The sequence below is a fragment of the Micromonospora sp. C95 genome (assembly GCF_018070465.1).
Lineage (GTDB): Bacteria > Actinomycetota > Actinomycetes > Mycobacteriales > Micromonosporaceae > Micromonospora.
In genome coordinates, this window is record NZ_JAGPXT010000047.1 from 1 (window position 1) to 24,790 (window position 24,790).

Genomic DNA, 24,790 nt, shown 5'->3' on the forward strand with positions numbered 1-24,790 from the left:
CACCCCACCCCACCCCACCCCGGCTAGCGATCTTGGTGCGAAAGTGCCCTCGGGAGGGCGTCTTTGCACCAAGATCCGCCTAAGCGCGGATGGCGGTGGTGAGGGCGGCGGCCATTGCGGGGCGGGGGGCGGGTGTGTTGGTGAACTGCTCGAACTGACCGATCGCCTGGGCCAGCAGCAGGTCGAGGCCGGAGACGATCCGGCAGCCGGCGGCCTCGGCGGCGGCGGCCAGCGGGGTCGGCCACGGGTCGTAGATCGCGTCGAAGACCACCGTGCCGGCTCGCCAGGGCACCCTGCCGGCCAGTTCGTCGGCGGCCCCCTTCGGCACGGTGGAGATCAGCACGTCGACGCCGGCCAGCCCCGACGCCTCGGCACGCGACACATCCGGCCACGGTGCGCTGGTCATCGGCACGCCGAGGGCGGCGGCGACCGGTTCCAGTTCGGCGACCGCCGCCCGGCGGCGGGCGATCACGGTCACTCCGGCCGCGTGCAGCCGGGCCGCCGCCGCGAGGGCCGCCCGCGCGGTACCGCCCGCGCCGAGCACGGTGACGGTGGCACCGGGGCGTACGCCCGCCTCGGTCAGCACCTCGACCATGCCGGTGACGTCGGTGTTGTCGGCGTACCAGGAGCCGTCGGGGCGGCGTACCAACGTGTTCGCCGCACCGACGGCGGCGGCGACCGGCGAGACCTCGGCGGCCACCGCGAGCGCCGCCTCCTTACCCGGCATGGTCACCGACAGCCCGGCCCACTCCGGGCCCAGGCCGGCGACCAGGGCCGGCAGCTCCGCCGCCGCGCACTCGATCCGGGTGTACGACCACCCGGTCAGCCCGGCGGCCGCGTACCCGGCATTGTGGATCACCGGGGAGAGCGAGTGGGCGATCGGCTTGCCCAGCACCGCCGCCCGGTGCACCACCGTCCCGTGCCCCGACGCCTCGGGTTCCGACGCCGCACGTGCCGACGCCGCACGTGCCGAAGCCGGACGCACCGGCACCGGACGCGCCGACGCCGCCCGCGATGACGCCGCGTGCCCTGACTCAGCCACCATCGCTCCTCAATACCGGCAGGCAGACCTGTCGCCTAGCATCCAACAATGTCTGACAGCAGTCTGCGGCACCGCAAGGGCGAGATCACCCTCACCGTCCGAGGCCCTGGCGGGCAACCGCTCGCCGACCGGGTGGTGACGGTCGCACAGGAGCGGCACGCCTTCGCCTTCGGCAACATCGGGTTCGACTTCGTCGACCTGGTCGGCGGTCCCGGCCCGGAGGAGAGCACGGGCGTCGAGAGCTTCGGCGGGGACAGCCAGCTGGACCTCGACCGGCTCGGCGAGCTGTGGCTCGACGTGTTCAACACCGCGACGCTGCCGTTCTACTGGGGTCGCTACGAGCCACGGCGCGGCGCACCCGACACCGAACGCCTCACCGCCACCGCGCGGTGGCTGGCCGAACGTGGCGTCACCGTCAAGGGTCATCCGCTGGTCTGGCACACCGTGCAGCCGTCGTGGCTGCTCGGGCTGGAGCTCGACGAGGTCGAACAGCTGCTGCGGGCCCGCGTACGCGGCCTGGCCGGCGGGTTCGCCGGCCTGATCGACACCTGGGACGCGATAAACGAGGCGGTCATCATGCCCGTCTTCGCCAACGGCGACAACGCGATCACCCCGCTGGCCCGGGCGCGCGGTCGCATCCACCTGGTGCGGTTGGCGTTCGAGGAGGCTCGCGCGGCCAACCCGGCGGCCAACCTGGTGCTGAACGACTTCGACCTCAGCTCGGCGTACGAATGTCTCATCGAAGGGGTTCTCGAAGCCGGCGTGCGCGTCGACGCGATCGGCCTGCAGACCCACATGCACCAGGGCTACCGGGGTGAGGAGTACATGCTGCAGATGCTCGACCGGTTCGCCCGGTACGGGCTGCCGCTGCACCTGACCGAGACCACCCTGGTCTCCGGGCACCTCATGCCACCCGAGATCGAGGACCTGAACGACTACCAGATTCCGCACTGGCCGAGCACGCCCGAGGGCGAGGCGCGGCAGGCCGACGAGGTCGAGCGGCACTACCGGTCGCTGCTCGCCCACCCGGCCGTCCAGTCGGTCAACTACTGGGGGCTCACCGACCGGGGTGCCTGGCTCGGCGCGCCGGCCGGACTGGTCCGCACCGACGGCAGCCCGAAACCGGCGTACGAAGCCCTGAAAGCGCTGGTGAGGGACGAGTGGTGGTTGTCGCCGACGGACCTGCGCACCGACCCGGACGGCACCGTCACCGTCACCGGGTTCCTCGGCGACTACACCGTCACCGCCGCAGACCGCACCGCCTGCTTCACCATCGACGCTCCCGACACCACCGCGACGGTCGACCTGTCCTGACCACGGCACCGCCGGCACCCGCCAGCGTGCGGAGACGGTGCGGGCCCGAGCCACTGCCACCCGCCCGGGCGGGCCGGCGTCAGAGGACGCCTGCCTCCCTGGCCTTCTCGATGTTCGCCAGGTGCTTGTTGTAGTCGTTGGTGAAGGCCGAGTTGCCTTCCTTGTCGATCGCCACGAAGAAGAGCCAGTTGCCGGTCGGCGGGTCCATCGCCCCCTCCAGGGCCTCCTTGCCCGGATTGTTGATCGGGGTGGGAACCATGCCCCGGAGCTTGCGGTTGTACGGGTTCTTCGGGTTGTCGAGGTCGCTCGCCGTCATCTGCCCGGAGGTCTTCGCCTCCTGGCCGGTCAGTTCGAAGTAGTAGTTGACCGTGACGTCCATCTCCAGGCAGCCGCAGTCGAAGGTCTGCGAGTAGACCCGGTTGTAGGCGACCCGGGCGACCTTGCCGAGATCCTTCTTGGTACCCGCCTCGGCCTGGGCCAGCGACGCCACGACCAGCGCCTCGTACGGGCTGATCCCGCCGCGCTCCTTCTGCACCCGGTCGGCGAACTCCATCTCACCGGTGACGGTGAGGAAGTGGTCGACCATCTGCCCGAGGATCTCCTCGGCGGTGGCGTCCGGCGGGATCTCGTAGGTGTCCGGGAAGAGGAAACCCTCGATCGACTTCTTGGGCTTCTTGCCGTCCGTCCGCTTGAACCACCAGTCCGGTACGCCCAGCTTCTCCGGGTCCTTCGCGGCGGCCTCGAACTCCTTGACCGGGATCTCGGTGTGCTTGCTGAGCAGCTTGAAGATGTTCTTCGCGGTCCGCCCCTCGGGGATGGTGAGCCCGTTTACCACCCGGTTCTTCGGGTCGAGCATCGCGGTCAGGGCCAGCTCACCGCTCATCTGCTTGCGCAGTTTGTAGGTGCCGGGCTGGATGTTGCGGCTGCGGGAGTTGTCGTCGGCCGCCTCGATGAACGCCTTGGTGCTCTTGATCACACCGGCGTCGTAGAGTGCCACGGCCATGTCGGCGAGGAACGCGCCCTGCGGGATCTGGACGGTCACCTCCTCGGTGCCGCCGCCGTCGTAGTCCGGGGTGACGAAGCGGCTCTGGATCCGGTCGAAGCCGTAGACGGCACCTCCGCCGATGGTGCCGAGCAGCACCACGGCCAGCAGCAGGGCCAGGACGGTCTTGCCCCGCCCGCCACCGGATTTGCCGCCCTTGCGGCGGCCCCGGCGGTGCTTGCCCTTCTCCCCCCGCTCCTGCTCGTCGAACCCGAGGTCCAGATCGTCCATCATTGCGTCCGCCTCCGCTGCGCATCCAGCCAGCTCTGCAGAATTTCCACCGCGGCGGCCTGGTCGACCACCGCCCGTTGTCGCTTCCCTCGGACACCGCGCTCGGCAAGCCTACGGCTCGCCACGACCGTGGACATCCTCTCGTCGGTGAGCGTCACCGGGACCGGAGTTATCACACCGGCCAGTTGACGAGCGTACGCCTTCACCTGCTCCGCCGCCGGGCCATGTCTGCCGGCGAGATTCACCGGAAGGCCCACCACCACCTCGACGGCCTCGTGCTCGACGACCAGCGTGGCGAGCTCGGCGACATCCGACGGCACCGCATCTGACCTGGGATTCTGCTCGCGTGCGAGGGTGACCAGCGGGGTGGCCAGGACCCCGTGCGGATCGGACCGGGAGACCCCGATCCGGACCTGCCCGACGTCCACTCCCAGACGCACCCCACGGGGCGAGTCGCTCACGCCGTGTCACCTCCCCCGACAGACGTGTCAGGGCGGACCGACCCGGCCCGCCCTGATCCGTTGTGCCGCCGACTCACGTGTCGGCGAGCGCCCGCTCGACCGTGAGCAACAGTCGGGGCACCTCCGACTCGGGCAGCCCACCACCCTGCGCCAGCTCGGGGCTGCCGCCGCCACGGCCGGAGAACGCCGCCTTGACCAGATCGTTCGCGGCGATGCCCCGACTGCGGGCGGCCGGGTTCACCGCCACCACCAGCGACGCCTTGCCGTTGGCCCGGGCGGCCACCGCGACCACGCCCGGCCGGGACACGTCGATCCGGCCCCGGATCTCCTGGGCGAGCGTGCGCACGTCGTTGCCGGCCGCCCCCTCGGGTGCCTCGGTGCCCACGTACGCGACCCCGTGCACGTCCTTGGCCTGGGCCGCGAGCGCCGCCGCGCCGCCGAGTACCAGCTGCGCGCGCAGCTTCTCCAGCTCCTTCTCCGCGTCGCGCAACTGGGTGACCGTCTGCTCGACCCGGTCGGCGACCTGCTCGGAGGGGACGCGGTAGAGCTCGGCGAGGCGGGACACCAGCAGGTGCTCGCGGGCCAGGAAGTTGAACGCGTCCATCCCGACCAGCGCCTCGACCCGACGTACGCCGGAGCCGATCGACGACTCGGAGAGGATCTTCACCAGCCCGAGCTGACCGGACCGGGCCACGTGCGTGCCGCCACACAGCTCACGGGCGTAGTCACCGACCTCGACCACCCGGACGTGCTCGCCGTACTTCTCACCGAACAGCGCCATGGCACCGATGCGCCGCGCTTCCTCCAGCGAGGTGATGAACGCGTGCACCTCCAGGTCGGCGAGCAGCACCTCGTTGACCTGCTGCTCCACGTCACGCAGCACGCTGGGCACCACGCCGGTGGCGGTGTTGAAGTCGAAGCGCAGCCGACCGGGCGCGTTCAACGAGCCGGCCTGGGTGGCGGACTCGCCGAGGAAGTTGCGCATGGTCTGGTGCACCAGGTGGGTGGCGGTGTGCGAGCGGGAGATGGCTCGCCGCCGGCTGGTGTCGATCTCGGCGTAGCCGGTCTCCCCGGCCCGCACCTCACCGCGCAGCACCCGGGCGCGGTGCACGATCAGCCCCGGCACCGGCTGTTGCACGTCGAGCACCTCGACCTGGCCGCCGCCGACCGTGATCATGCCGAGGTCGGGCTGTTGACCGCCGCCCTCGGCGTAGAACGGGGTGGTGTCGAGGACCAGTTCGATGGTGTCGCCCTCGACGGCCGCCGCCCGCTGACCCTCGGTGCCGAGCACCGCGCGGACCGTCGACTCGCGGGCCACCTCGGTGTAGCCGGTGAAGGTCACCGGACCACCGGCGTCGAGCACCGACCGGTACGCCGACAGGTCGGTGTGCCCGGTCTTGCGCGCCTGCGCGTCGGCCTTGGCGCGGGCCCGCTGGTCGGCCATCAGCCGGCGGAAGCCCTCCTGGTCGACGGTGAGCCCCTGCTCGGCGGCGATCTCCAGGGTCAGGTCGATCGGGAAGCCGTAGGTGTCGTGCAGCTGGAACGCCTGCTCTCCCGACAGCGCGCCACCCCCGGCGCTGCGGGTCTGGGTGATCGCGGTGTCCAGGATCGTCGTCCCGGCCCGCAACGTGGCCAGGAAGGCGTCCTCCTCGGCGTACGCGTACGCCGAGATCCGGTCGAAGTCCGCCGCCAGCTCCGGGTACGACGGGGCCATGCAGTCCCGCGCCACCGGCAGCAGCTCCGGCAGCGCCCGCTCCTGCCAGCCGAGCAGCCGCACCGACCGGATCGCCCGGCGCATGATCCGCCGCAGCACGTAGCCCCGGCCCTCGTTGGACGGGGTCACCCCGTCACCGATGAGCATCAGCGCGGTACGCACGTGGTCGGCGATCACCCGCAGCCGCACGTCGTCCGGGTGCGACTGGTTCGCGGCGTGACCCGAGTGCGCGCCGTACCGCTTGCCGGTCAGCTCGGCCGCGCGGTCCAGGATCGGGCGGACCTCGTCGATCTCGTAGAGGTTGTCGACGCCCTGCAGGAGCGACGCCATCCGCTCCAGGCCCATGCCGGTGTCGATGTTCTTCGCCGGCAGCTCGCCCAGGATCGGGAAGTTCTCCTTGTCGGTGCCCGGACCCCGCTCGAACTGCATGAACACGAGGTTCCAGAATTCCAGGTACCGGTCCTCGTCGACCTCCGGACCGCCCTCGGCGCCGTAGGCCGGACCCCGGTCGTAGTACAGCTCGGAGCACGGGCCGCACGGGCCGGGGATGCCCATGGACCAGAAGTTGTCCTTCTTGCCCCGGCGCACGATGCGCTCGTCGGGCACCCCGGTACGGCGCCAGATGTCGTACGCCTCGTCGTCGTCGAGGTAGACCGTCGCCCAGATCCGCTCCGGGTCCAGCCCGAACCCACCGGCCTCGACCGACTTCGTGGCCAGCTCCCAGGCCAGCGGGATCGCGCCGTCCTTGAAGTAGTCGCCGAAGGAGAAGTTCCCGTTCATCTGGAAGAACGTGCCGTGCCGGCTGGTCTTGCCGACCTCGTCGATGTCCGGCGTCCGGATGCACTTCTGCACGCTCACCGCGCGCTGGTACGGCGGCGTCTGCTGGCCCAGGAAGTAGGGGACGAACTGCACCATGCCGGCGTTGACGAACAGCAGGTTCGGGTCGCTGATGGCGGGCAGCGGAGCGGACGGCACCACGGTGTGACCGTTCGCCTCGAAGTGGGCGAGATACCGCCGCTTGATCTCCGCCGTCTTCATCGCTGGTGTTCCTCCGGAAAAATCTCTCGGTCGCCGACCTGCGGGTCCTCCCGCAGCTCGGCGAACTGGTCGTCGAACGCCTCGCCCTGGGCGAACGCCTCGTGGATCTCGTGCTCCCGCTCGGCCATCCCGGCGCGTACGTCCGCCACGAAGCTACGCAGTTCCTCGACCAGTCCGCCAGCGGATTGCGACAGGTTGTCGGCGATGCCGGCCGGGGTGTACGCGTGCGCGGCGCGGGTCGCCTTGCGCACCACCACGACACCGACGGCCAGCCCGATACCCAGCCAGAAAAGGCGCCTCATGCTCGTACCTCCCGGTGCCGTCGGGGTCAGCGGTTGCCGCGCCGGGCGGCGCGCCGCTGAGACTTGATGGTGTCCCGCACCTCGCGCTCGGTCTCCGCGTGCCGGCGGGCGGCGGCGGCCTTGCGTACGCCGTAGCCGAACGCGGCCACCTTGACCAGCGGGTTGGCCGCGGCGGCGGAGACCACGGTGACCAGGTTGGCGACGTTGGCGCTGATGTTCTGCGCGTGGCCGGTCATGGTGTCGACCTTGGCCAGTTGGAGGTTCACCCCGTCGAGCGAGGTCTGCACCTGCTCCAGGGTCACGTTGACGTTGCGTACCGTGGTGTTGACGTCGCCGAGCAGCGGGCCCGTCCGGTCGTTCAGGTCATTGATCATGCGGGTGGTGGCGTCCACGGTGTGCCGCAACCGCAGGATGGGCAGCGTCAGGATCAGCACCAGCATCGCGAACGCGATCGCCGCGATCAGTGCCGCGACCTCCAAAAAGCCCACGCCAGTCCTCCTCAAACAGTGCTTCGGGGCGCACGATTCCGCCAGCCGTACGACCGTCTCGCCCAGGTCAACGTCGAGTGACCGGCCGACGACCGGTCACCACCAGCACCTGACCCTACCGTCCGTGATGAGGATCGGCTCAGGACGGTGGTGACGGCGTCAGGTCGCTCAACGGGTCGTCGGTCACTGTCGGGAAGGGATCCTCACCGGTGAGCGACGGGTCGGTGCTCGGCTGTGGCCGCGTCCGCTCGTCGTCGATCGCGTTTCGCACCTTCACCGACACCAACGATCCGGGGCACTCCTGCGCCGCGGTGGCCGGGTCGGGAGCCGGCACCACCGCGGGTTCGCCGTCGACGGGCGGCGGCACGCAGGTGCGTTCCCGGACCCAGAGGTCGAGGGTGAGTTCGTCCCGCCGCCAGCAGGTGTAGCTGCCCTTCTCCTCCTGCTCCGGGCAGTAGTTGGGCGTCCACCGCTGCCAACCGTCCCGGGTCAGCGCGGCCTCGTACGTCTGCGCCGTCTCGTCCGGCGACCGGTCGGAGGTGGTGGTGCGTTCCCGCAACCGGCAGTCCAGCAGGCACCACGGGCTGCCGCTGACGTCGTCGACCGGTTCCGTCGCCGCCCAGGCCGGCACGTCCAGTTGGTCGAGCGAGGCGAAGACCGGATCCCGGTTCATGGTCTGCAGACCGAAGAACGCGGGAAGGAGACCGAGCAGCAGGACACTTGCCAGCACCAGGACGGCGGCCCGCAACCGCGGGGAGCCCGGTACCTGCCGGCGCGACTGACCACCGTCGTCCGCCTGATCACCCTCGGACCGGTCGACGTCGGGGAACTCCGGCGCGTTGGCGCGTCGGGCCGTCGGTTCCGCGCCGGGGTAACCGGTCGGGTCGGCCGGCGCCACGACAGCCGCGGCGCGGGCCACCCCCGGTGCCGCACCGCCCCGTGTCGGGGGCACCGGCGACACGCCGGAGGGTTCGGGGCGCGCCGGGTTCCGGTGCGGCGGCGCGGCCCGGCCGGCGAGCCGCTCCTCCGGGCGCACCGGAGCACCGGCCCGAGCCGTGACCGGCGAACCGGTCGGTCCGGTACCGACGCCCCGGCCGGGGTCGGCGGGGCCACCGCCGGGGTGACCGGTGTCGGGCCGGTGCGGACCAGCCTCGGGCCGGACCGCGCCACGGGCGGGGGCGGACGGCGGCCCACCCGGGCGACCAGCCGCCGCTTCGGGCCGCGCCGCACCACGCGGTGGTACCGCGGGCGGACCGTCGGGACGCGCCGCACCACGCGGCGGCGCGACCGGCGCACCATCGGGACGCGCCGCACCGCGGGGCGGACCGTCCGGGCGCGCCGCACCACGCGGCGGAACTCCAGGCGGGCCGTCGGCCCGCGCCGCACCACGTGACGGCAGATCAGGCGCGCCGTCCGGGCGCACCGCACCACGCGGCGGGCCGTCGGGCCGGGGGGCCGGGCCGGGGGCACCGATCCGGGGCAGGGTGCCGGCCCGACCGGTCGGCTCGGGTCCGTCCGGGCCGTGGGCCGGGCCGGACGGCGCAGTGGGGCGGCCACGCCCGGCCGGTGGTCCGTCGGCGCGGCGGGCGGGCCCGGCCACCGGGCGTTCCGGTGCCGGCTCGGCACGGCGTCCGTCGGCGGGTGCGGCACCCGCATTCGGCCGACCGGGCGGGCCGGCGGCGTCCACGCCACGGCGGTCGCCGATCGTCGGCGTACCACCGGAGGGTGTGCCGAGCACGCGGCCGGGCGGTGTCGTGGGTCGCTTGCTGATCGTGGGCAACGCCGGGTCGGTGTGGTGCGGTCGTCCGGCCTGCCGCAGCCAGTCGGAGGGCCGCTCCGGTCGGGCGGCGCGGCCCTCGCCGGGCCGCCCCGCACCGGGTGGCGCCTCGGTGCCGGCGCCCGCTACCGCGTGCCGTCCGGACGGCTCCTCGACGGCCGCGCGCCGACCCCGGGTGGGTGTGTCGTCGGCGGTCGGTGGGCCCGACTCGCTGCGGCCGACGGGTGCGGTGCGCCCGGGCCCGGCGGCCGGTGGACCGGACGGCACACCGGGGATCGGTGGCGCGTTGCCGGACAGCGGCACCGCCGGCCGTTCCTCCTCCGGCTCGGCGGCCCGTCGACGGCCGGCCCGCCGGCCGCCGGCCGGAGCGCCGCCCGGCCGACCCGCGGCGGCCGTCATGCCCGGTGCCGCCGGGCCGGGAGTGGTTCCCGGCCCAGGCCGCTCGGCACCCCGTGGACCGGCCGGGTCGGCGACCGGGTCCGGCGGCAGGCGGCGGGCGCGTGGCGGCGTCGGATCCGCAAGGTCGGATGGAGGTGGTCCCGCCGAAGTGTCTGCCGGCCGGGGACGGCCCGGCCCGGCGAAACGCCCGGACCGGCCGTCGGGGACGCGGCCAGGATCGGTGCGGTCTGCCAGCGGCGGGCCGGTGACCGTCTCCGGCGGGGCCGGGGCGGGGCCAGGGTCGGTCGAGGGCAGGCGACGCGGGCCTGCGGGTGCGGCGTTCGGCCGGACGCCCGGGATCCGACGCTGCCCGGGCGGGCCCGCACCGGGACCTGCGGGCGCACCCGACACCGGTCCGGGTGGTCTGCCCGCAGCGGTCGGCGCCCCGGAAACCGGGCCGGCCTCCGGAACAGGCCGGGGACCGCCACCCGGAACCGGCTCACCAGGGCGTGGCCGCCGGGCGGCTGGCCCGGCGGCTCCGGGCTGCTGTGGCCAACCGGCCGGCGGGGTGTTGGTGCCACCAGGCTCGGGACGGTTGGTCGCCGGCGGCGGTGGGGCGAACGGCGGGGGGCTCGGCGGTCGTTCCCTACCCGCCGGGGGCGGGCCGCCGGCCGGGTTGCCCGGCCAGGGGCCGTCGACCGGACGCGCTCGTGGGGGCTCGGCCGGACCGCGACCGGGTGGTGGCACCGGCCCGTCCGGCCCCGGGTGGTTGACCGGTGCGGGGGCGGGTCGTACGGGCGGCTCCTGACCGGAACGCTCCGGCCCGCGGCGGGCGGCGGCGGGCGGCTCGACGGCGACGCCGTCGGGGCCCAACTCGGTGCGCTGCTGTTTTGCCGAACGAAGATCGTCGATCCAACCGAAATCCTCGCCGCCGGCCGGCTCTTCCGGGGCGGCCTCGGATCTGCCCCGACCCCACCGGCGGCCCTTGCCGCGCCGCGCGTCCGGGCCCTCGTCCGGCCGGTCCGACGATTTCACTGTTGACCCCTCCCGTCGGCGCTCGCGCCGACCTCTTCGGCCACCTGGGTTGTCGTGGCCGCGCCACCCTCGCCATCGTCCTGCCTGGACGGCGTCGGTCGGTCCGGCCGACCGCCCGGTGCCGGCTCGTCGGTGTGGGCAGGGGTGGACAGCCCACGAACGATCCGGCGCAGCAACGGTAGCCGGCCCGCCACCGATCGCTCCGCGCCGTGCTGGCTCGGCCGGTAGTAGTCGGTGCCGACCAGGTCGTCGGGCACGTACTGCTGGGTGACCACGCCCCGCTTGTCGTCGTGCGGGTAGCGGTAACCGATGCCGTGCCCGAGACCCCGGGCACCGGAGTAGTGGGCGTCGCGCAGGCCCCGGGGCACCGGCCCGCCGCGCCCGGACCGTACGTCGGCGATCGCCGCACCGATCGCGGTGGTCGCCGAGTTCGACTTGGGCGCGGTGGCCAGGTGGATCACGGCCTGGGCGAGGTTCAACTGCGCCTCGGGCAGGCCGACGTACTCCACCGCGTGGGCCGCGGCGGTCGCCACACCGAGCGCCGCCGGGTCGGCCATGCCGACGTCCTCACTGGCGAAGATGACCAACCGCCGGGCGATGAACCTGGCGTCCTCCCCGGCGACAAGCATCCGGGCCAGCCAGTGCAGCGCCGCGTCCACGTCGGAGCCGCGCATGCTCTTGATGAAGGCGCTGATGACGTCGTAGTGGGCGTCCCCGGCCCGGTCGTAGCGGACGGCCGCGGTGTCCACCGCGCGCTCGGCGGTGGCCAGGTCGATCCGGTCGTTGCCCAGCGCGCTCGTCGAGGCGGCAGCCGCCTCCAGCGCGGTGAGCGCCTTGCGGACGTCTCCGCCGGCCAGCCGGACCAGGTGCTCCTCGGCCTCGGGGGCGAGGGTGAGCGTCCCACCCAGTCCGCGCTCGTCGACCAACGCGCGGCGCAGCAACCCACGCACCGCCTCGTCGTCGAGGGGCCGCAGGGTGAGCAGCACGCACCGGGAGAGCAACGGGGAGATGACCGAGAAGTACGGGTTCTCGGTGGTGGCCGCCAGCAGCGTGACCGTCCGGTCCTCCACCGCGGCGAGCAGCGAGTCCTGCTGGGTCTTGCTGAAGCGGTGGACCTCGTCGATGAAGAGCACCGTCGGCGGACCACCCGAGCGCCGCTGTCGCCGCGCCGTGTCGATCACCGCTCGGACGTCCTTGACCCCGGCGGTCAGTGCGGACATGGCGACGAAGCGCCGGTCCGTCGCGGCGGCGACCAGGTGGGCAATCGTGGTCTTGCCGCTGCCCGGTGGCCCCCAGAGGATCACCGACATCGGCGCGCTGCCGGCGACCAACTGCCGCAGCGGCGCACCGGGGGCGAGCAGGTGTTGCTGGCCGACCAGCTCGTCCAGACTCGCCGGGCGCATCCGGACCGGAAGCGGCGCGTCCGGCCCGGCCGGGGTGAACCCGCCGACACCACCGGAACCCGCCTGCGCACCGGGTGCAGCGGCGGGTTCACCGAGGGTGAAGAGGGCGTCGGACTCCATCACGAGAACAGTACCGGGCTCGGCCGACAACGCCGGAATGGCGCCGTCGACCGAGCCCGGGGTGATCGTTCCCGGTCAGCCGCGACCCGGTCGGCGGCCCCGGTACCAGCGGCCACCGCCGCCGCCCGGCCCCCGACCGACGCCGGCCAGGTAGAGCGAGAGCAGCAGCAGACCGATCAGCACCAGGGTGTTCCAGTTGAACAGGTCAGGTGCGCCGAGTTTGGTGTCCAGCAAATCGAGCAACAAGGCGAAGCCGAAGACGACGGCTGCGGCGATGGCGAGCATGACGGTTCCTCCGGTGGGGGTTACCAGTAGGTCGGCGCGGGATGTACCCGATCGGTCGACTCGCCAATCTCCAACCACGACGACCTACGCTGGCGGCATGATCGTCGCCGACGAGGCTCTCGACGGGCGGGATGCCATCCTGGCCTCGACGGGCCGCCATCCATTCGTCCGGCACTCGCTGCCGTGCCACGAACCGGCGCGCGGCTGGCGACGTAACGGGACCGTGTGCTGGCTGCTCGCCGTCGAACAGGGGGCGATCGGTGGCGTGGTAGGCGCACCGGACACGGCGATCGGTCTGGTCATCTCGCTGGCCGCGGCGGGGAAGGTCGGAGCTGGGCGATGGGTTCACCTGCCCCGCGCGGACCCCGCGCCGATCGGGTCGGCCGTGGCCGGGTACGAGGACTGGGACTTTCTCTGGACGACCGACGCGCCGCCGGCACAGCCCGGCGAGGAGCGGGTGGTCCGGCTGACCGAGGCGGACCACCCGGCGCTGACGGCGCTTATCGACGAGGCGTTTCCGACCAGCACCGCCCGCCCCGGCAGTCCGCAGGTGCGCGGCTGGTACGGCATCCGCGACGGTGACCGGCTGGTCGCCTGCGGCGCCGACCGTACCCGGGGCGAGGTCGGTTTCCTCGCCGGGCTGACGGTGGCGCCGCAGCACCGGGGACGCGGTCTGGGTGCGGCACTCACCGCCGGAATGACGCGGGCGCTGCTGGACCGGTACGAGATGGTGGCGCTGGGCGTCTACCCGAGCAACCTGGCCGCGATCCGGCTCTACCGGCGGCTCGGCTACACCGGCACGTTCCCGCTCACCTCGGTCCGCTTCGCCTGACCCTCGGTCGGACCGCCGTCGATCCGTCGTGCCGGGTCGCCGTCCCGCCCCGGCTGACCGTCGGCCGAGGCGGGCGTCCGGCCGGCCCGCCAGGCGGGCAGGTACAGCGGCGCGGCGACCGCCAGTACGACCGCACCGACGAGCATCGCCGTGCTCACCCCGGCCCGGTCACCGATGAAACCGAGCAGCACTGCGCCGAGGGCGGCGGCCGGCATGGCCATCATGGAGTTCACCGAGATCACACTGGTCCGGTACGGGCCGTCGACCTGCCGATGCAGGAGTCCCATGTGCAACGGGTTCGACGCGCCGTGCACGGCATAGCAGGCGACGAAGGCGACCAGCACCCCGACCGGGCCGGCGAGCAGACCCATGCCGACGACCGTGATCCCCTGCATGACCAGTAGCAGGGCGGCACCGGGCGCGGCACCGAACCAGCGGATGAGCAGTGGGGTGACAGCGGCGCCGCCGGCCGAGGCGAGCCAGGCCGCCGTGTTGGCCGGGCCGAGCAGCGCGGCGGCCCGGTCGGCGTCTCCCACCACCTCGGCGAGGCGGACCGGCAACAGGTTCTCGAAAGTGACCATGCCGAAGCCCCAGAACAGCTCGACCGTCACCAACGCGAGCAGCACCCGGGAGCGACGCAGCAGACCGAACGCCTCACCGACCATGCGCGGCGCCTCGCGCAACGACGATCGCACGGCATCGGTGCCGACTGCCGAGCGTTGCTCCACCAGCAGCACCAGCAGACCCGTCAGTGCGATCGCCTGCAACAGGAGCGCGACCACGACCGGCGTGCTGAGGGCGCTGACCGGCCCCACCGGGCCGAGCGCCACCAGGCCGCCGCTGAGCAGTGCGCCAGCGGCCATGCACAGGCCGAGGACCATGCCGGCCTGGCCCAGACCCTTCTCGTAGGCGGCTTCGGGGTCGACGGCGAGGGTGGAGTCGACGTACCAGGATTCGAGCGGGCCGCTGTCCAGGGCGCGGAACACGCCCTGCATCGCCCAGACGGTGGCCAGCAGGGCCAACGAGTCGGCGACCAGCAGGAGGGCCAGCGAGGCCAGTCCGACCACGTTCGCCACCACCAGCACCGGCTTGCGGCCCAGCGCGTCGGCGAGGCCGCCGGTGGGCACCTCGAGGGCGAGCACCACCACGCCCTGCGCGGCGGCGGCCAGACCGATCTGGGTAAGGCTCAGCCCGCGCTCCTGCATGAGCAGGATGATCACCGGGATCAGCAGACCGACCGGCAGCCAGCGCAGGCCGTGCAGAACCAGGAAACGGTGGCGGATCTGGGTGACGGTGAGGGTGCTCATCGGGCCTCCCGCACCAGGGGAAAGCCGGCGACGAAGAGGACGACCTGCGCTGCGTCGGGCGCGGCCGGTGCGTCACGGTACCGCTTGACCACCGCCGACAACTCGTCGTTGAGGGCGCGCAGCTGGGCGGGCGAGAGGGTGAGCAGTGCGTCGCTGAACTCGACCGCCTGACGCCACTCGCGCGGCCGGTCGTGCTGCACACCCACCCAGCGCTGGGCGAACTCGGCCACGAACTGGAAATGTCTGCTCTGCACCCAGTCCGCCGCGTCCCGGGCCTGCGGGTCGTCCTCGAAGTCGGTGGGCTGCCACGAGCTGATGTCGTGGGCGGCGCGCCAGTAACGCCGGCGGCCGACGCCCTCGGCCGGCTCCTCGACGACCAACCCGACCTCGGCCAGGTGGCGCAGGTGGTAGCTGGTCGCGCCGGTGTTGGTGTCGAGTTCGGCGGCCAGGTCGGTCGCGGTCGCCGGTCCGCCGATGCGCAGGGCGCCGAGCAGCTGGACGCGCAGCGGGTGGGCGAGCGCCCGGATCTGCCGGGCGTCGACGTGCACGACGCTCGGTGCGGCGGTGGTCGACGAATCCTTCATGAATGCACAGTAGCTGTGCACACCGTCTATGCACAATCCTTATGCATAGACGGTGTGGATAGCCGGCACGGACAGCCGCACCGGCTGGGCGAGACTGATCAGAAGGTGAGCAGCTCCGAGACGCCGCGCAGCCGGGTGCGGAGCAGACCGGCGGCTCGGGAGGAGTCGAGGCGTACCTCGGTGGGGCGCACCACCCCGGCGGCGGCGCCGGTGGTGATCTTCAGGCCGACCGGGTCGATGCCCTCCCGGCGGGCCACCAGCAGGCCCAGCTCGGCCCGGCTGACCGCGTCCGGGCCGGCCACGTTGAGCGGGCCGGCGACCTCGGCGCTCACCAGCTCCAGCACGGCGCCGGCGAGGTCGCCGACGTCGATCGGGCAGCGCAGCTCGTCGCTGAACAGCGTCGCCCGACCGGCCAGGGCGTCGCGGCAGAGCTGGATCTGCTTGCTCCCCTCGCCCAGGATCAGCGAGGTACGCACCAGCACGGCACCCGGGTCGATCGCCCGCACCGCCGTCTCCGCAGCCGCCTTCGCCGCACCGTACGGGAAGATCGGCGTGGGCGGATCGTCGTCGGCGTACGCCTCGGGTCGCCCGGCGTGCAGGGCGTCGCTGGAGACGTGCACCAACCGGGCCCCCACCCGCGCGGCGGCGTACGCGACGTGCGCGGCCCCGTCGGCGGTGACCGCCCAGTCGCCGTACCGGTAGGGGGTGGCGACAACCGCGTCCGGACGTACCGCCGCGACCAGGTCGACCACCGCAGCCCGGTCGGTCACGTCCAGCCGACGCACCTCGACCCCCCGCACCCCGACCGCACCGGAGTGGCACGTCCCCACCACCGCCCACCCGGCGGCAGCCCCCCGCCGACAAACCTCCCGCCCCAGAAACCCACTCCCACCCACCACCAACACCCGCACCGCCGCCTCCTCACCCGCCACCCACACCGTTGATCATGAACTTGTTGTCACGCCACGCCGGTCCACGGGACAACAACTTCATGATCGACGAGGACTCGGGGGCCGCGCAGGGGCAGGGGCCGGGCGGGTGGGTGGGTGGGTCAGGTGGGGTCGGCTACGGGGGCGGCGGGGCCGGCGGTGCCGGAGTGGGACGGCGGCTGCTGGGGCTTGGGCTTGGCGTCGATGCCGGCCTCGGTGCGCTGCTGGGCGGTGATGGGGGTCGGGGCACCGGTCAACGGGTCGAAGCCGCCCCGGGTCTTCGGGAAGGCGATCACCTCGCGGATCGAGTCGGCACCGGCGAGCAGCATGCAGACCCGGTCCCAGCCGAACGCGATGCCGCCGTGCGGGGGCGGGCCGTAGCTGAACGCCTCCAGCAGGAAGCCGAACTTGTCCTGCGCCTCCTCGGGGCTGATGCCGAGCAGGTCGAACACCCGCTGCTGCACGTCGCGGCGGTGGATACGGATCGACCCGCCGCCGATCTCGTTGCCGTTGCAGACGATGTCGTACGCGTACGCGAGGGCCCGGTCCGGCGCCTCCTCGAACCGATCGACCCACTCGGAGTTCGGCGAGGTGAACGGGTGGTGTACGGCGGTCCAGCCGCCCTCGTCCGTCTTCTCGAACATCGGCGCGTCGACCACCCAGCAGAACGCCCAGGCGCTCTCGTCGACCAGGCCGGCCCGCCGTGCGATCTCGATCCGGGCCGCGCCGAGCAGCTCCTGGGCCTCGCGGGTCTCCCCGCTGGCGGCGAAGAAGATCGCGTCGCCCGGCTTGGCACCGACCGCGTCGGCCAGCCCGGCCAGGTGCTCGGCCGACAGGTTCTTCGCCACCGGCCCGCGTGCCTCGCCGGTCTCGGCGTCCAGCACCACGTACGCCAGGCCCTTGGCGCCCCGCGCCTTGGCCCAGTCCTGCCAGCCGTCCAGTTCCTTGCGGGTCTGCGACGCGCCACCGGGCATGACCACCGCGCCGACGTAGCCGCCCGCGTCGATAGCCCCGGCGAAGACCCGGAACTGGGTGCCGCGCAGGTAGTCGGTCAGCTCGGTCAGCTCGACGCCGTAGCGCAGGTCGGGCTTGTCCGAGCCGTACCGCGCCATGGCATCGTGCCAGGTGATCCGCGGGATGGGCCGGGGGATCTCGTGGTCGGCCAGCTCCGACCAGAGCGCGGCGACGACCGCCTCACCGAGGTCGATCACGTCGTCCTCGGTGACGAAGGACATCTCGATGTCGAGCTGGGTGAACTCCGGCTGCCGGTCGGCCCGGAAGTCCTCGTCGCGGTAGCAGCGGGCGATCTGGTAGTAACGCTCCATCCCGCCGACCATCAGCAGCTGCTTGAACAGCTGCGGCGACTGCGGCAGCGCGTACCAGCTGCCCGGCTGCAGACGCACCGGCACCAGGAAGTCGCGGGCACCCTCCGGGGTGGACCTGGTAAGCGTCGGCGTCTCGATCTCCAGGAAGTCCCGCTCGTGCAGCACCGTACGGGCCAACTGGTTGGCCCGGGACCGCAGCCGCATGGCCCGCGCCGGGCCACCGCGCCGCAGGTCGAGGTAGCGATACTTGAGCCGGACGTCGTCGCCGGCCACCACCTGGTCGTCCACCGGCAGCGGCAGCGGCGCGGCCTCGGAGAGCACCTCCAGCTCGGCCGCCGTCACCTCGATCTCGCCGGTGGGCAGCTCCGGGTTCTCGTTACCCTCGGGCCGTCGGGTGACCTCACCGACGACCTTGACGCAGTACTCGTTGCGCAGCGCGTGCGCGTCCTCTTCCCGGAGGACCACCTGCACCACGCCCGAGCCGTCGCGCAGGTCGACGAAGATGACACCGCCGTGGTCGCGCCGGCGGGCCACCCACCCGGCGAGCGTCACCGTGGTGCCGGCGTCCGTCGCGCGCAGGCTGCCGGCGTCATGGGTACGGATCACGACGTGCGTCTCCCTCGTCTTGCCCTACGTCTACTCCCCGGCATTCTGTCAGCACCGGCCCGTCGACGTTCCCCGGGTGCGCGGACCAGGTGCTCGTCAACGCCGACGGTGACGGACGGGCACTCCGTCAGCGGGTCCGGCTCACGGACACGACCCTCGGGTCCAGGGAGTAGCGGCGGGCGACCTCGGCGGCGTCGCCGGCGGTGGCACCGGGATCGAACGACACCTCCAGGCACGAACTGTGCGGCCCGTCGAACCCGAAGCCGGCGATGACGTGCTCGGGGTCGAAGCGGCGACTGTCGCGGGTCAGCTCGTCGACGGATGCTTCCGGCCGCACGCACACCACCACCTCGGGCTGGGTACCGCCCCAGGCCATGGCCGGAGCCGACGCGCCGATGGTGAGCAGGAGAGTCGCCGCCACGCCGATCACGGTGGCCCGACCGAGCGCCGACCTACTCACCGGAAAGGCCCCGAGCACCGGCCGGCTCGCCGGCAGGGCCACCGCGCCGAGCGCGGCCAGGACGTACGCCCACAGTGCCCGCTTGTCCGCCGTGTCGTACAGGGCCAGCGCGACGACGCCGGCGCCGATGGTCTGGGTGACCAGGGCGACCACCCGGAATTCCGGCTGATCGACAACCGCCGCGGGTATCGCGGCGAGCACACCGAGCACCAGGAGCAGCCCGACGAACCAGGACGCATTCCATTCCCGACGCGCGTCCACGGCGAGCAGCACCCAGGCCAACACCTGCCCGCCCACGAAGATCGGCGCGCGCAACTGTGCCAGGAGTCGTACGACCATTTGTCGACCATAGTTGATGGAACGCGATCCGGGGCAGCGGTGCGGGCCGCCGGAGGAGGAATCCGGCGGCCCGCTGGCGGAGGAGGTTCTCCCGGAGGGGAGGTCAGAAGACGCTGACGCCGTAGCGGCTCAGTGCCTCGGTGACCGGCTGGAAGAAGGTGGTGCCGCCGGTGGAGCAGTTTCCGCTGCCGCCGGAGGTCAGGCCGAGTGCGGTGCTGCCGCTGAACAGCGAGCCGCCACTGTCGCCGGGCTGGGCGCAGATGTTGGTCCGGATCAGACCGCGAACCTGGCCCTCGGCGTAGTTGACCGTGGCGTTGAGCGCGGTCACCGAGCCGCTGCGCAGGCCGGTGGTGCTGCCGGAGCGCTGCGCCGACTGACCGACGTACGCGTTGCCCGCGCCGGTGATGTCCCGGTAGCTGCCGTTGTAGAGGTAGACGTTGCCGGCCGCGTTGCCCGAGTTGTTGTGCCGGACGATGCCGTAGTCGTTGCCGGGGAAGCTGGTGCCCGCGCGGGTGCCCAGCAGCGAGGTCTGGCCCGAGTTGCTGTACCAGCTCGACGAGATGTTGGTGCAGTGACCGGCGGTCAGGAAGTAGTAGGTGCTGCCGCTGCGCACGTTGAAGCCGAGCGAGCAACGCCCGCCGCCGCCGGCGTAGATCGCCTGGCCGCCGGAGATGAGGGTGCTCAGCGGAGCGGCCCCGGCCTCGATGCGCACCGCGCCGTTGGTGCGCGCCGCGGCGGCCTTCACCTGCTCCAGCTTGGCGCCGGTGACGGTGGTGTCGACGGAGATGACGACCTGGTTGGTGACCGGGTCGGTCCACCAGGCGGTGCCGGGGATCGCGGCGTGACGCTCCAGCACGGCGGTGGCGCGGTTCAGCTCCGCGGCCCCGCGCTTGACGACCTTGACCTTGGCGCCGGCGGCGGCCGCCTGGCGGGCGGCGGCGACGTCGGTGACGGCGACGACCATCTTGCCGCTGGCGTCGGCGTAGGCACCGGCGGCACGGTCTCCGAGCCGGTCGGCGAGCGCGGTCGCGGCGTCGGGCGAGACGCTTCCGGGTGCCGCCTGGGCGGGGGTGCCGGCCAACACGCCGGCGACCAGGGTTCCTGCCGCGGCTACGGTGACGACACGGCGGAGCACTGACCTCGTGGGTCGCATGTAACAGCCTCCCGATATGGGGGATGGGCCCTGTCACGTCGACAGGGACGGGGGCAGCTCGACCACCTGGGGAAATGGCCAAGCGAGGGAAAGTATTCACATATTTAAGATCGTTGACAAGACCTGGCTATGCCCGAATTCACCCACCGGCAATCCGTAACAGGAAGGACATATACGAACGCCGGGGTGTCACACGGCCAGTACGGCCTCGTGTGACACCCCGGACAGGAGAGCGATCTCCGTGGTTACGACCGCGACGGCTCAGCTCACCAGTGGCTTGAGATCCTCGCGAGGCGGCGTCCACTCCCCCGCCGCGGCGGCCACCTGCTCGCCGGAACGGATGTCCTTGACCTCGTCGGGCGCGCCGTCCGCCCCCGGGAACCAGACGTACGGGATGCCGCGCCGCTGCGCGTACCGGATCTGCTTGCCGAACTTCGCCGCGCTCGGCGACACCTCGGTCGGGATGCCCCGGGACCGCAGCGCCCCGGCCACGGAGTCGCTGGCCGCCCGCAGTTCCTCGTTTGTCACCGCGACCAGCACGCAGGTCGGCACCTCCCGGGACACCGACAGCGCGCCCGCGCCGAACAGCAGCCCCAGCAGCCGGGTCACCCCGATGGAGATGCCCACCCCGGGGAAGCGGGCGTTGCCGGCGCTGGCCAGGTTGTCGTACCGGCCGCCGGAGCAGACCGAGCCGAACCGCTCGTATCCGAGCAGCTGCGTCTCGTAGACGGTGCCGGTGTAGTAGTCCAGGCCCCGGGCGATGCGCAGGTCCGCCACGCAGAGACCGGGCGAGTGCGCGGCGGCGGTCTCCACCACCCGGACCAACTCCTCGACTCCCTCGTCGAGCAGCGGGTGGCTCACGCCGAGGCCGCGTACCGCGTCGGCGAAGGAGGCGTCGGGCGCCGAGATCTCCGCCAGCGCCAGGCACGCCTTGGCCTGCGCCTCGCTCGCCCCGGCCGTGCTGGCCAGCAGCTCCGCCACCCCGGCCGGACCGATCTTGTCGAGCTTGTCGACCGCGCGCAGCGCCGCCTCCGGGTCGGTCAGCCCGACGCCCCGGTAGAAGCCCTCACAGATCTTGCGGTTGTTGACCTGGATGCGAACCGGCGGGATCGGCAGCGAGCGCAGCGCGTCGCCGATCACCAGCGGCATCTCCGCCTCGTGGTGGGTCGCCAGGGTGTCCCGGTCGACGATGTCGATGTCGGCCTGGACGAACTCCCGGTAGCGGCCCTCCTGCGGGCGCTCGCCCCGCCACACCTTCTGGATCTGGTACCGCCGGAACGGGAAGGCCAGCTTGCCGGCATTCTCCAGCACGTACCGGGCGAACGGCACGGTCAGGTCGAAGTGCAGGCCGAGGGCGTCGTCACCGGCCGGCCCGTCCGGGTCGCCGTGCAGTCGGCGGATCACGTAGACCTCCTTGGAGGTCTCCCCCTTGCGCAGCAGCTGGTCCAGCGGCTCGACCGCCCGGGTCTCCAGCGGCGCGAAACCGTACAGCTCGAACGTCGACCGGATCCGGTCCAGGACGTACTGCTCGATCATCCGCTGGGCGGGCGTCCACTCCGGGAAGCCGGAGATGGGCGTGGGCTTGCTCATGACGTACTCCCTCGGCAGCCGCGCGCCGCGCGGCAGGGTCTGCTGGCGAATCCGCGCGGTCCGCGCGGTGCGGTCTCGACGCGACCGTTACAGGCCGCGGGTGGGTGCCGCCGGTCGCGCGCCGCCCAGCTCCGCCACCTCGGCGAGGTACGGGTTGCTGGCGCGCTCGCGGCCGATGGTGGTCGCGGGGCCGTGGCCGGGCAGGACGACGGTGTCGTCGGCCAGCGGAAGGATCTTGTCCCGCAGGCTGGTGAGCATCGTCGGCATGCTGCCGCCCGGCAGGTCGGTGCGGCCGATCGAGCCGGCGAAGAGCACGTCACCGGAGAGGCAGAGCTGCTCCGCCTCCCACTGTGAGCCGGCGCCGGGCAGCCGGAACAGCACCGACCCGCCGGTATGGCCGGGCGCGTGGTCGACGGTGATCTCCAGCCCGGCGAGGGCGAGCGTCGTACCGTCGGCCAGCTCGGCCACGTCCTCCGGCTCGGCGTACGGCAGCCGCCCACCGAAGAGCTGGGTGAGATCCATCGACAGCGCCTTCGCCGGGTCGGCCAGCAGCTCGCGGTCGTCCGGGTGCACGTACGCGGTGATCCCGCGCGCCCCGCAGACCGGCGCCACGGAGAAGGTGTGGTCCAGGTGGCCGTGGGTGAGCAGCACCGCGGCCGGGTGCAGACGATGCTCGGCGAGCAGCGCGTCGAGCCGGTCGATCACCCCGATGCCGGGATCGACCACCACGCACTGTTCCCCCGGCGCGGTGGCGACCACGTAGCAGTTGGTGCCGAAGGCGTCCGCGGGAAAGCCGGCCACGAGCACGTCCGCTCCCCTTTCCGTCGAGTCGTCCCCTCCGGGCAGCCTACCGGCGTCGAGATCCGACCCGCCCGACCCGCCCGTGGGACACTTACCGATCCCGATGAAGATGGGCACCGACCTCGTACACCACTTTCCCAGCCGGTACCCGTACACTCTGGCGGGCGTGTGGCGTGGCGCACCTGCCGCCCGACAGGTACACGACCACCGGGTGACGACCAGGGTAGAGGAAAGGGGAGCACGGGTGGCTTCCAGCAGGGACCGGCAGCGCAAACTTGCGCGGGCCAAGCTCGACCGGCAACTGGCCCGCCGGGCCGCCGCCGCCAGGCGTCGCCGACGTATCCAGGCCGGTGTCGGCACCGCCTTGATCCTCGTGCTGGTCGTCGCCGGCTCGGCGTGGGCACTCGGCGCCTTCGACAGCGAGCCGACCGAGGAGACCGCGACCGACGAGGTCTGCCTCTGGACCCCGCAGAACACCGAGGGCAACGCCAACCTCAAGGACGTCGGCGAGCCCCCGACCACCGGGCTGCCGGTCACCGGCACCCGGCCGATGACGATCACCACCAACCAGGGCGCGCCGATCTCCGTCGAGCTGGATCTCGCCAGCGCCCCGTGCGCCGCGGCCAGCATCACCCATCTGGCCAGCCAGTCGTTCTACGACAACACCAAGTGCCACGAGATCACCGCCGACGGCGCGGTGCGCTGTGGCGACCCCAGCGGCACCGGTCTGGGCGGTCCGGCCTACTCGTTCTACAACGAGAACGTGCCGACCGCTCCGGCGGCGTCGCCGGAGCCCAGCCCGTCCCCGGACGAGCCACCGACGTACCCCAAGGGCACGGTCGCGATGATCGCGAACCCGCCCGGGGCCAACGGCAGCCAGTTCCTGATCTTCTTCAAGGACTTCACCCCGACCGAGGAACCGCAGTACCCGATCATCGGTCGAGTCACCGAGGGCCTCGACGTCGTCGAGAAGATCGGTGCCCTGCCGACCGTGGACAATGGGTCCGGGGAGAAGGTCAAGCCGGAGAACGACGACGTGGTCATCCAGAGCCTGACCGTCGGCGAGCCCGTGCTGGACCCGGCGTCGTCCGCCGATCCGGCGCCCTCGGGCACGCCGAGTCCGGAGCCCTCCGGCGCGCCCGAGGCCAGCGCCAGCGCCGGCTGACCGTCCGGCGACCGGGGCCCACCCCACCGCAGCGGCATCCACATACAGTCCAGGAGGATCGAGGCGTGACGTCCACCAGAGAGCGGCAGCGCGCGGCGGCCCGCGCCCGGCTCGAGAAGGAGATGGCCGAGCGGGCCGCTCGGGCCCGTAAGCGCCGCCAGACGCAGGCGGTGGTCGGGGCCGGCGTGGTCCTGCTGCTGGTGGTCGCCGGCACGGCCTGGCTGGCCAGCAACATGCTCGGCGACGACAGCGGCACCGACAACACGGCCCAGGACGCGAACACCGTGCAGTGCGACTGGGTCGAGCTGCCCGAGGGCGAGCGCACCCCGCAGGTCAAGGACGTCGGGCTGCCGGACACCCAGCAGAGCAAGGCCGGCGTGCAGACCATGACGATCACCACGAACCTCGGCCCGATCACCGCCCGGATCGACAGGTCCGCGGTGCCCTGCACGGCGGGCAGCTTCACCCACCTGGCCGAGCAGAACTTTTTCGACAACACCAAGTGCCACCGGCTGGTGACCGAGGGCATCAAGGTGCTCCAGTGCGGCGACCCGAGCGCCACCGGCGAGGGCTGGCGGGAGACCGACGGCACCGGCGGCCCGAGCTACCGGATGGCGGAGGAGAACCTGCCGGCCGACAAGCGACCGCCGTACCCGGCGGGCGTCATCGCGATGGCCAACTCCGGCCAGCCGTCCAGCAGCGGCAGCCAGTTCTTCATCGTGTACGGCGACTCGCCGCTGGACCCGAACTACACCGTCCTCGGCACGATCACCGGTGGCATGGACATCGTCGAGGACGTCGCGGCGGCCGGTGACGACGGTGCGTTCGCCCAGCAGGCCGGCGGCGGCCACCCCAAGAAGGAGGTCGTCATCACCGACCTCACCATGACCAACGCCTGACCCCCGAACCACCCGAGCGCCCGCCGGCCCCGCCGGCGGGCGCTTCCCTGTCCCTGTCCCTGTCCCCCACCCACCCCACCCACCCCAGCCTCGTTGATCATGAAGTTGTTACCCGCGACACGCCGGACGGGTGACAACAACTTCATGATCAACGAGGCTGGGGTGGGTGG

General features: G+C 72.5%; 21 protein-coding genes. 4 read left to right on the top strand and 17 right to left on the bottom strand.

The window, feature by feature from the left end; all coding sequences use genetic code 11:
* Positions 1 to 79: 79 nt before the first annotated feature.
* A complete protein-coding gene (locus tag KBX00_RS28460; protein WP_307869103.1) occupies positions 80 to 913 on the bottom strand; it encodes a shikimate dehydrogenase in 834 nt (277 codons plus the stop codon).
* A 177-nt stretch (positions 914 to 1,090) separates the two neighbouring features.
* Here KBX00_RS28460 and KBX00_RS28465 point away from each other — a divergent pair, with 177 nt between their 5' ends.
* A complete protein-coding gene (locus tag KBX00_RS28465) occupies positions 1,091 to 2,356 on the top strand; it encodes an endo-1,4-beta-xylanase (RefSeq protein WP_210831141.1) in 1,266 nt (421 codons plus the stop codon).
* A gap of 79 nt (positions 2,357 to 2,435) precedes the next feature.
* On the opposite strand, the gene mltG is transcribed toward KBX00_RS28465, so the two are convergent.
* The 8 genes from mltG to KBX00_RS28505 form a co-directional block, all read right to left on the bottom strand.
* Positions 2,436 to 3,632 carry an endolytic transglycosylase MltG gene (mltG, locus tag KBX00_RS28470; RefSeq protein WP_210831142.1) on the bottom strand — a complete coding sequence of 399 codons (1,197 nt, stop codon included), beginning with the start codon at positions 3,630 to 3,632 and terminating at the stop codon, positions 2,436 to 2,438.
* Positions 3,629 to 4,090, bottom strand: coding sequence for a Holliday junction resolvase RuvX (gene ruvX, locus KBX00_RS28475; protein WP_210831143.1), 462 nt, complete (start codon positions 4,088 to 4,090; stop codon positions 3,629 to 3,631). Before ruvX ends, mltG begins: the two co-directional genes overlap by 4 nt.
* A gap of 73 nt (positions 4,091 to 4,163) precedes the next feature.
* On the bottom strand, positions 4,164 to 6,842 hold the full coding sequence (gene alaS, locus KBX00_RS28480) for an alanine--tRNA ligase (RefSeq protein WP_210831144.1): 2,679 nt from the start codon (positions 6,840 to 6,842) through the stop codon (positions 4,164 to 4,166).
* Positions 6,839 to 7,144, bottom strand: coding sequence for a hypothetical protein (locus tag KBX00_RS28485; RefSeq protein ID WP_210831145.1), 306 nt, complete (start codon positions 7,142 to 7,144; stop codon positions 6,839 to 6,841). Before KBX00_RS28485 ends, alaS begins: the two co-directional genes overlap by 4 nt.
* Before the next feature lie 26 nt (positions 7,145 to 7,170).
* A complete protein-coding gene (locus tag KBX00_RS28490) occupies positions 7,171 to 7,632 on the bottom strand; it encodes a DUF948 domain-containing protein (protein ID WP_210831146.1) in 462 nt (153 codons plus the stop codon).
* A gap of 139 nt (positions 7,633 to 7,771) precedes the next feature.
* Positions 7,772 to 8,380 (bottom strand): hypothetical protein, encoded by a 609-nt coding sequence (locus tag KBX00_RS28495; RefSeq protein WP_210831158.1) that lies wholly within the window; start codon positions 8,378 to 8,380, stop codon positions 7,772 to 7,774.
* A 2,438-nt stretch (positions 8,381 to 10,818) separates the two neighbouring features.
* Positions 10,819 to 12,345, bottom strand: coding sequence for a replication-associated recombination protein A (locus tag KBX00_RS28500; RefSeq protein ID WP_210831147.1), 1,527 nt, complete (start codon positions 12,343 to 12,345; stop codon positions 10,819 to 10,821).
* A 75-nt stretch (positions 12,346 to 12,420) separates the two neighbouring features.
* Positions 12,421 to 12,630, bottom strand: a complete 210-nt coding sequence (locus tag KBX00_RS28505; RefSeq protein ID WP_093404409.1) for a hypothetical protein — start codon at positions 12,628 to 12,630, stop codon at positions 12,421 to 12,423.
* Positions 12,631 to 12,727: 97 nt separating this feature from the next.
* Between KBX00_RS28505 and KBX00_RS28510 the strand changes: the two genes are divergently transcribed.
* On the top strand, positions 12,728 to 13,462 hold the full coding sequence (locus KBX00_RS28510) for a GNAT family N-acetyltransferase (protein WP_210831148.1): 735 nt from the start codon (positions 12,728 to 12,730) through the stop codon (positions 13,460 to 13,462).
* Here the strand turns inward: KBX00_RS28510 and KBX00_RS28515 are convergent.
* The 8 genes from KBX00_RS28515 to KBX00_RS28550 form a co-directional block, all read right to left on the bottom strand.
* The gene (locus KBX00_RS28515; protein WP_210831149.1) at positions 13,420 to 14,769 is read right to left on the bottom strand and encodes an MFS transporter; all 1,350 of its coding nucleotides are present in this window, start codon (positions 14,767 to 14,769) and stop codon (positions 13,420 to 13,422) included. The two genes, KBX00_RS28510 and KBX00_RS28515, sit on opposite strands and share 43 nt — an antisense overlap.
* Positions 14,766 to 15,353 (bottom strand): helix-turn-helix transcriptional regulator, encoded by a 588-nt coding sequence (locus KBX00_RS28520; protein ID WP_210831150.1) that lies wholly within the window; start codon positions 15,351 to 15,353, stop codon positions 14,766 to 14,768. The genes KBX00_RS28515 and KBX00_RS28520 overlap by 4 nt, the downstream gene beginning before the upstream one ends.
* 98 nt (positions 15,354 to 15,451) lie before the next feature.
* The gene (locus KBX00_RS28525; protein ID WP_210831159.1) at positions 15,452 to 16,264 is read right to left on the bottom strand and encodes a sugar nucleotide-binding protein; all 813 of its coding nucleotides are present in this window, start codon (positions 16,262 to 16,264) and stop codon (positions 15,452 to 15,454) included.
* A gap of 140 nt (positions 16,265 to 16,404) precedes the next feature.
* Positions 16,405 to 18,213, bottom strand: coding sequence for an aspartate--tRNA ligase (gene aspS / locus KBX00_RS28530; protein WP_210831151.1), 1,809 nt, complete (start codon positions 18,211 to 18,213; stop codon positions 16,405 to 16,407).
* A 127-nt stretch (positions 18,214 to 18,340) separates the two neighbouring features.
* Entirely contained in the window at positions 18,341 to 19,012 is a 672-nt protein-coding gene (locus KBX00_RS28535) for a hypothetical protein (RefSeq protein WP_210831152.1), read from the bottom strand.
* Between the two features lie 103 nt (positions 19,013 to 19,115).
* The gene (locus KBX00_RS28540) at positions 19,116 to 20,165 is read right to left on the bottom strand and encodes a S1 family peptidase (RefSeq protein ID WP_210831153.1); all 1,050 of its coding nucleotides are present in this window, start codon (positions 20,163 to 20,165) and stop codon (positions 19,116 to 19,118) included.
* Positions 20,166 to 20,426: 261 nt separating this feature from the next.
* Positions 20,427 to 21,755: a histidine--tRNA ligase gene (gene hisS / locus KBX00_RS28545; RefSeq protein ID WP_210831154.1), complete on the bottom strand. Its 1,329-nt coding sequence runs from the start codon at positions 21,753 to 21,755 to the stop codon at positions 20,427 to 20,429.
* A gap of 87 nt (positions 21,756 to 21,842) precedes the next feature.
* On the bottom strand, positions 21,843 to 22,562 hold the full coding sequence (locus tag KBX00_RS28550; RefSeq protein WP_210831155.1) for an MBL fold metallo-hydrolase: 720 nt from the start codon (positions 22,560 to 22,562) through the stop codon (positions 21,843 to 21,845).
* A gap of 238 nt (positions 22,563 to 22,800) precedes the next feature.
* Here KBX00_RS28550 and KBX00_RS28555 point away from each other — a divergent pair, with 238 nt between their 5' ends.
* Both KBX00_RS28555 and KBX00_RS28560 read left to right on the top strand, forming a co-directional pair.
* Positions 22,801 to 23,721, top strand: a complete 921-nt coding sequence (locus tag KBX00_RS28555; RefSeq protein WP_210831156.1) for a peptidylprolyl isomerase — start codon at positions 22,801 to 22,803, stop codon at positions 23,719 to 23,721.
* A 65-nt stretch (positions 23,722 to 23,786) separates the two neighbouring features.
* Positions 23,787 to 24,620 carry a peptidylprolyl isomerase gene (locus tag KBX00_RS28560; RefSeq protein WP_210831157.1) on the top strand — a complete coding sequence of 278 codons (834 nt, stop codon included), beginning with the start codon at positions 23,787 to 23,789 and terminating at the stop codon, positions 24,618 to 24,620.
* Positions 24,621 to 24,790 lie beyond the last annotated feature (170 nt).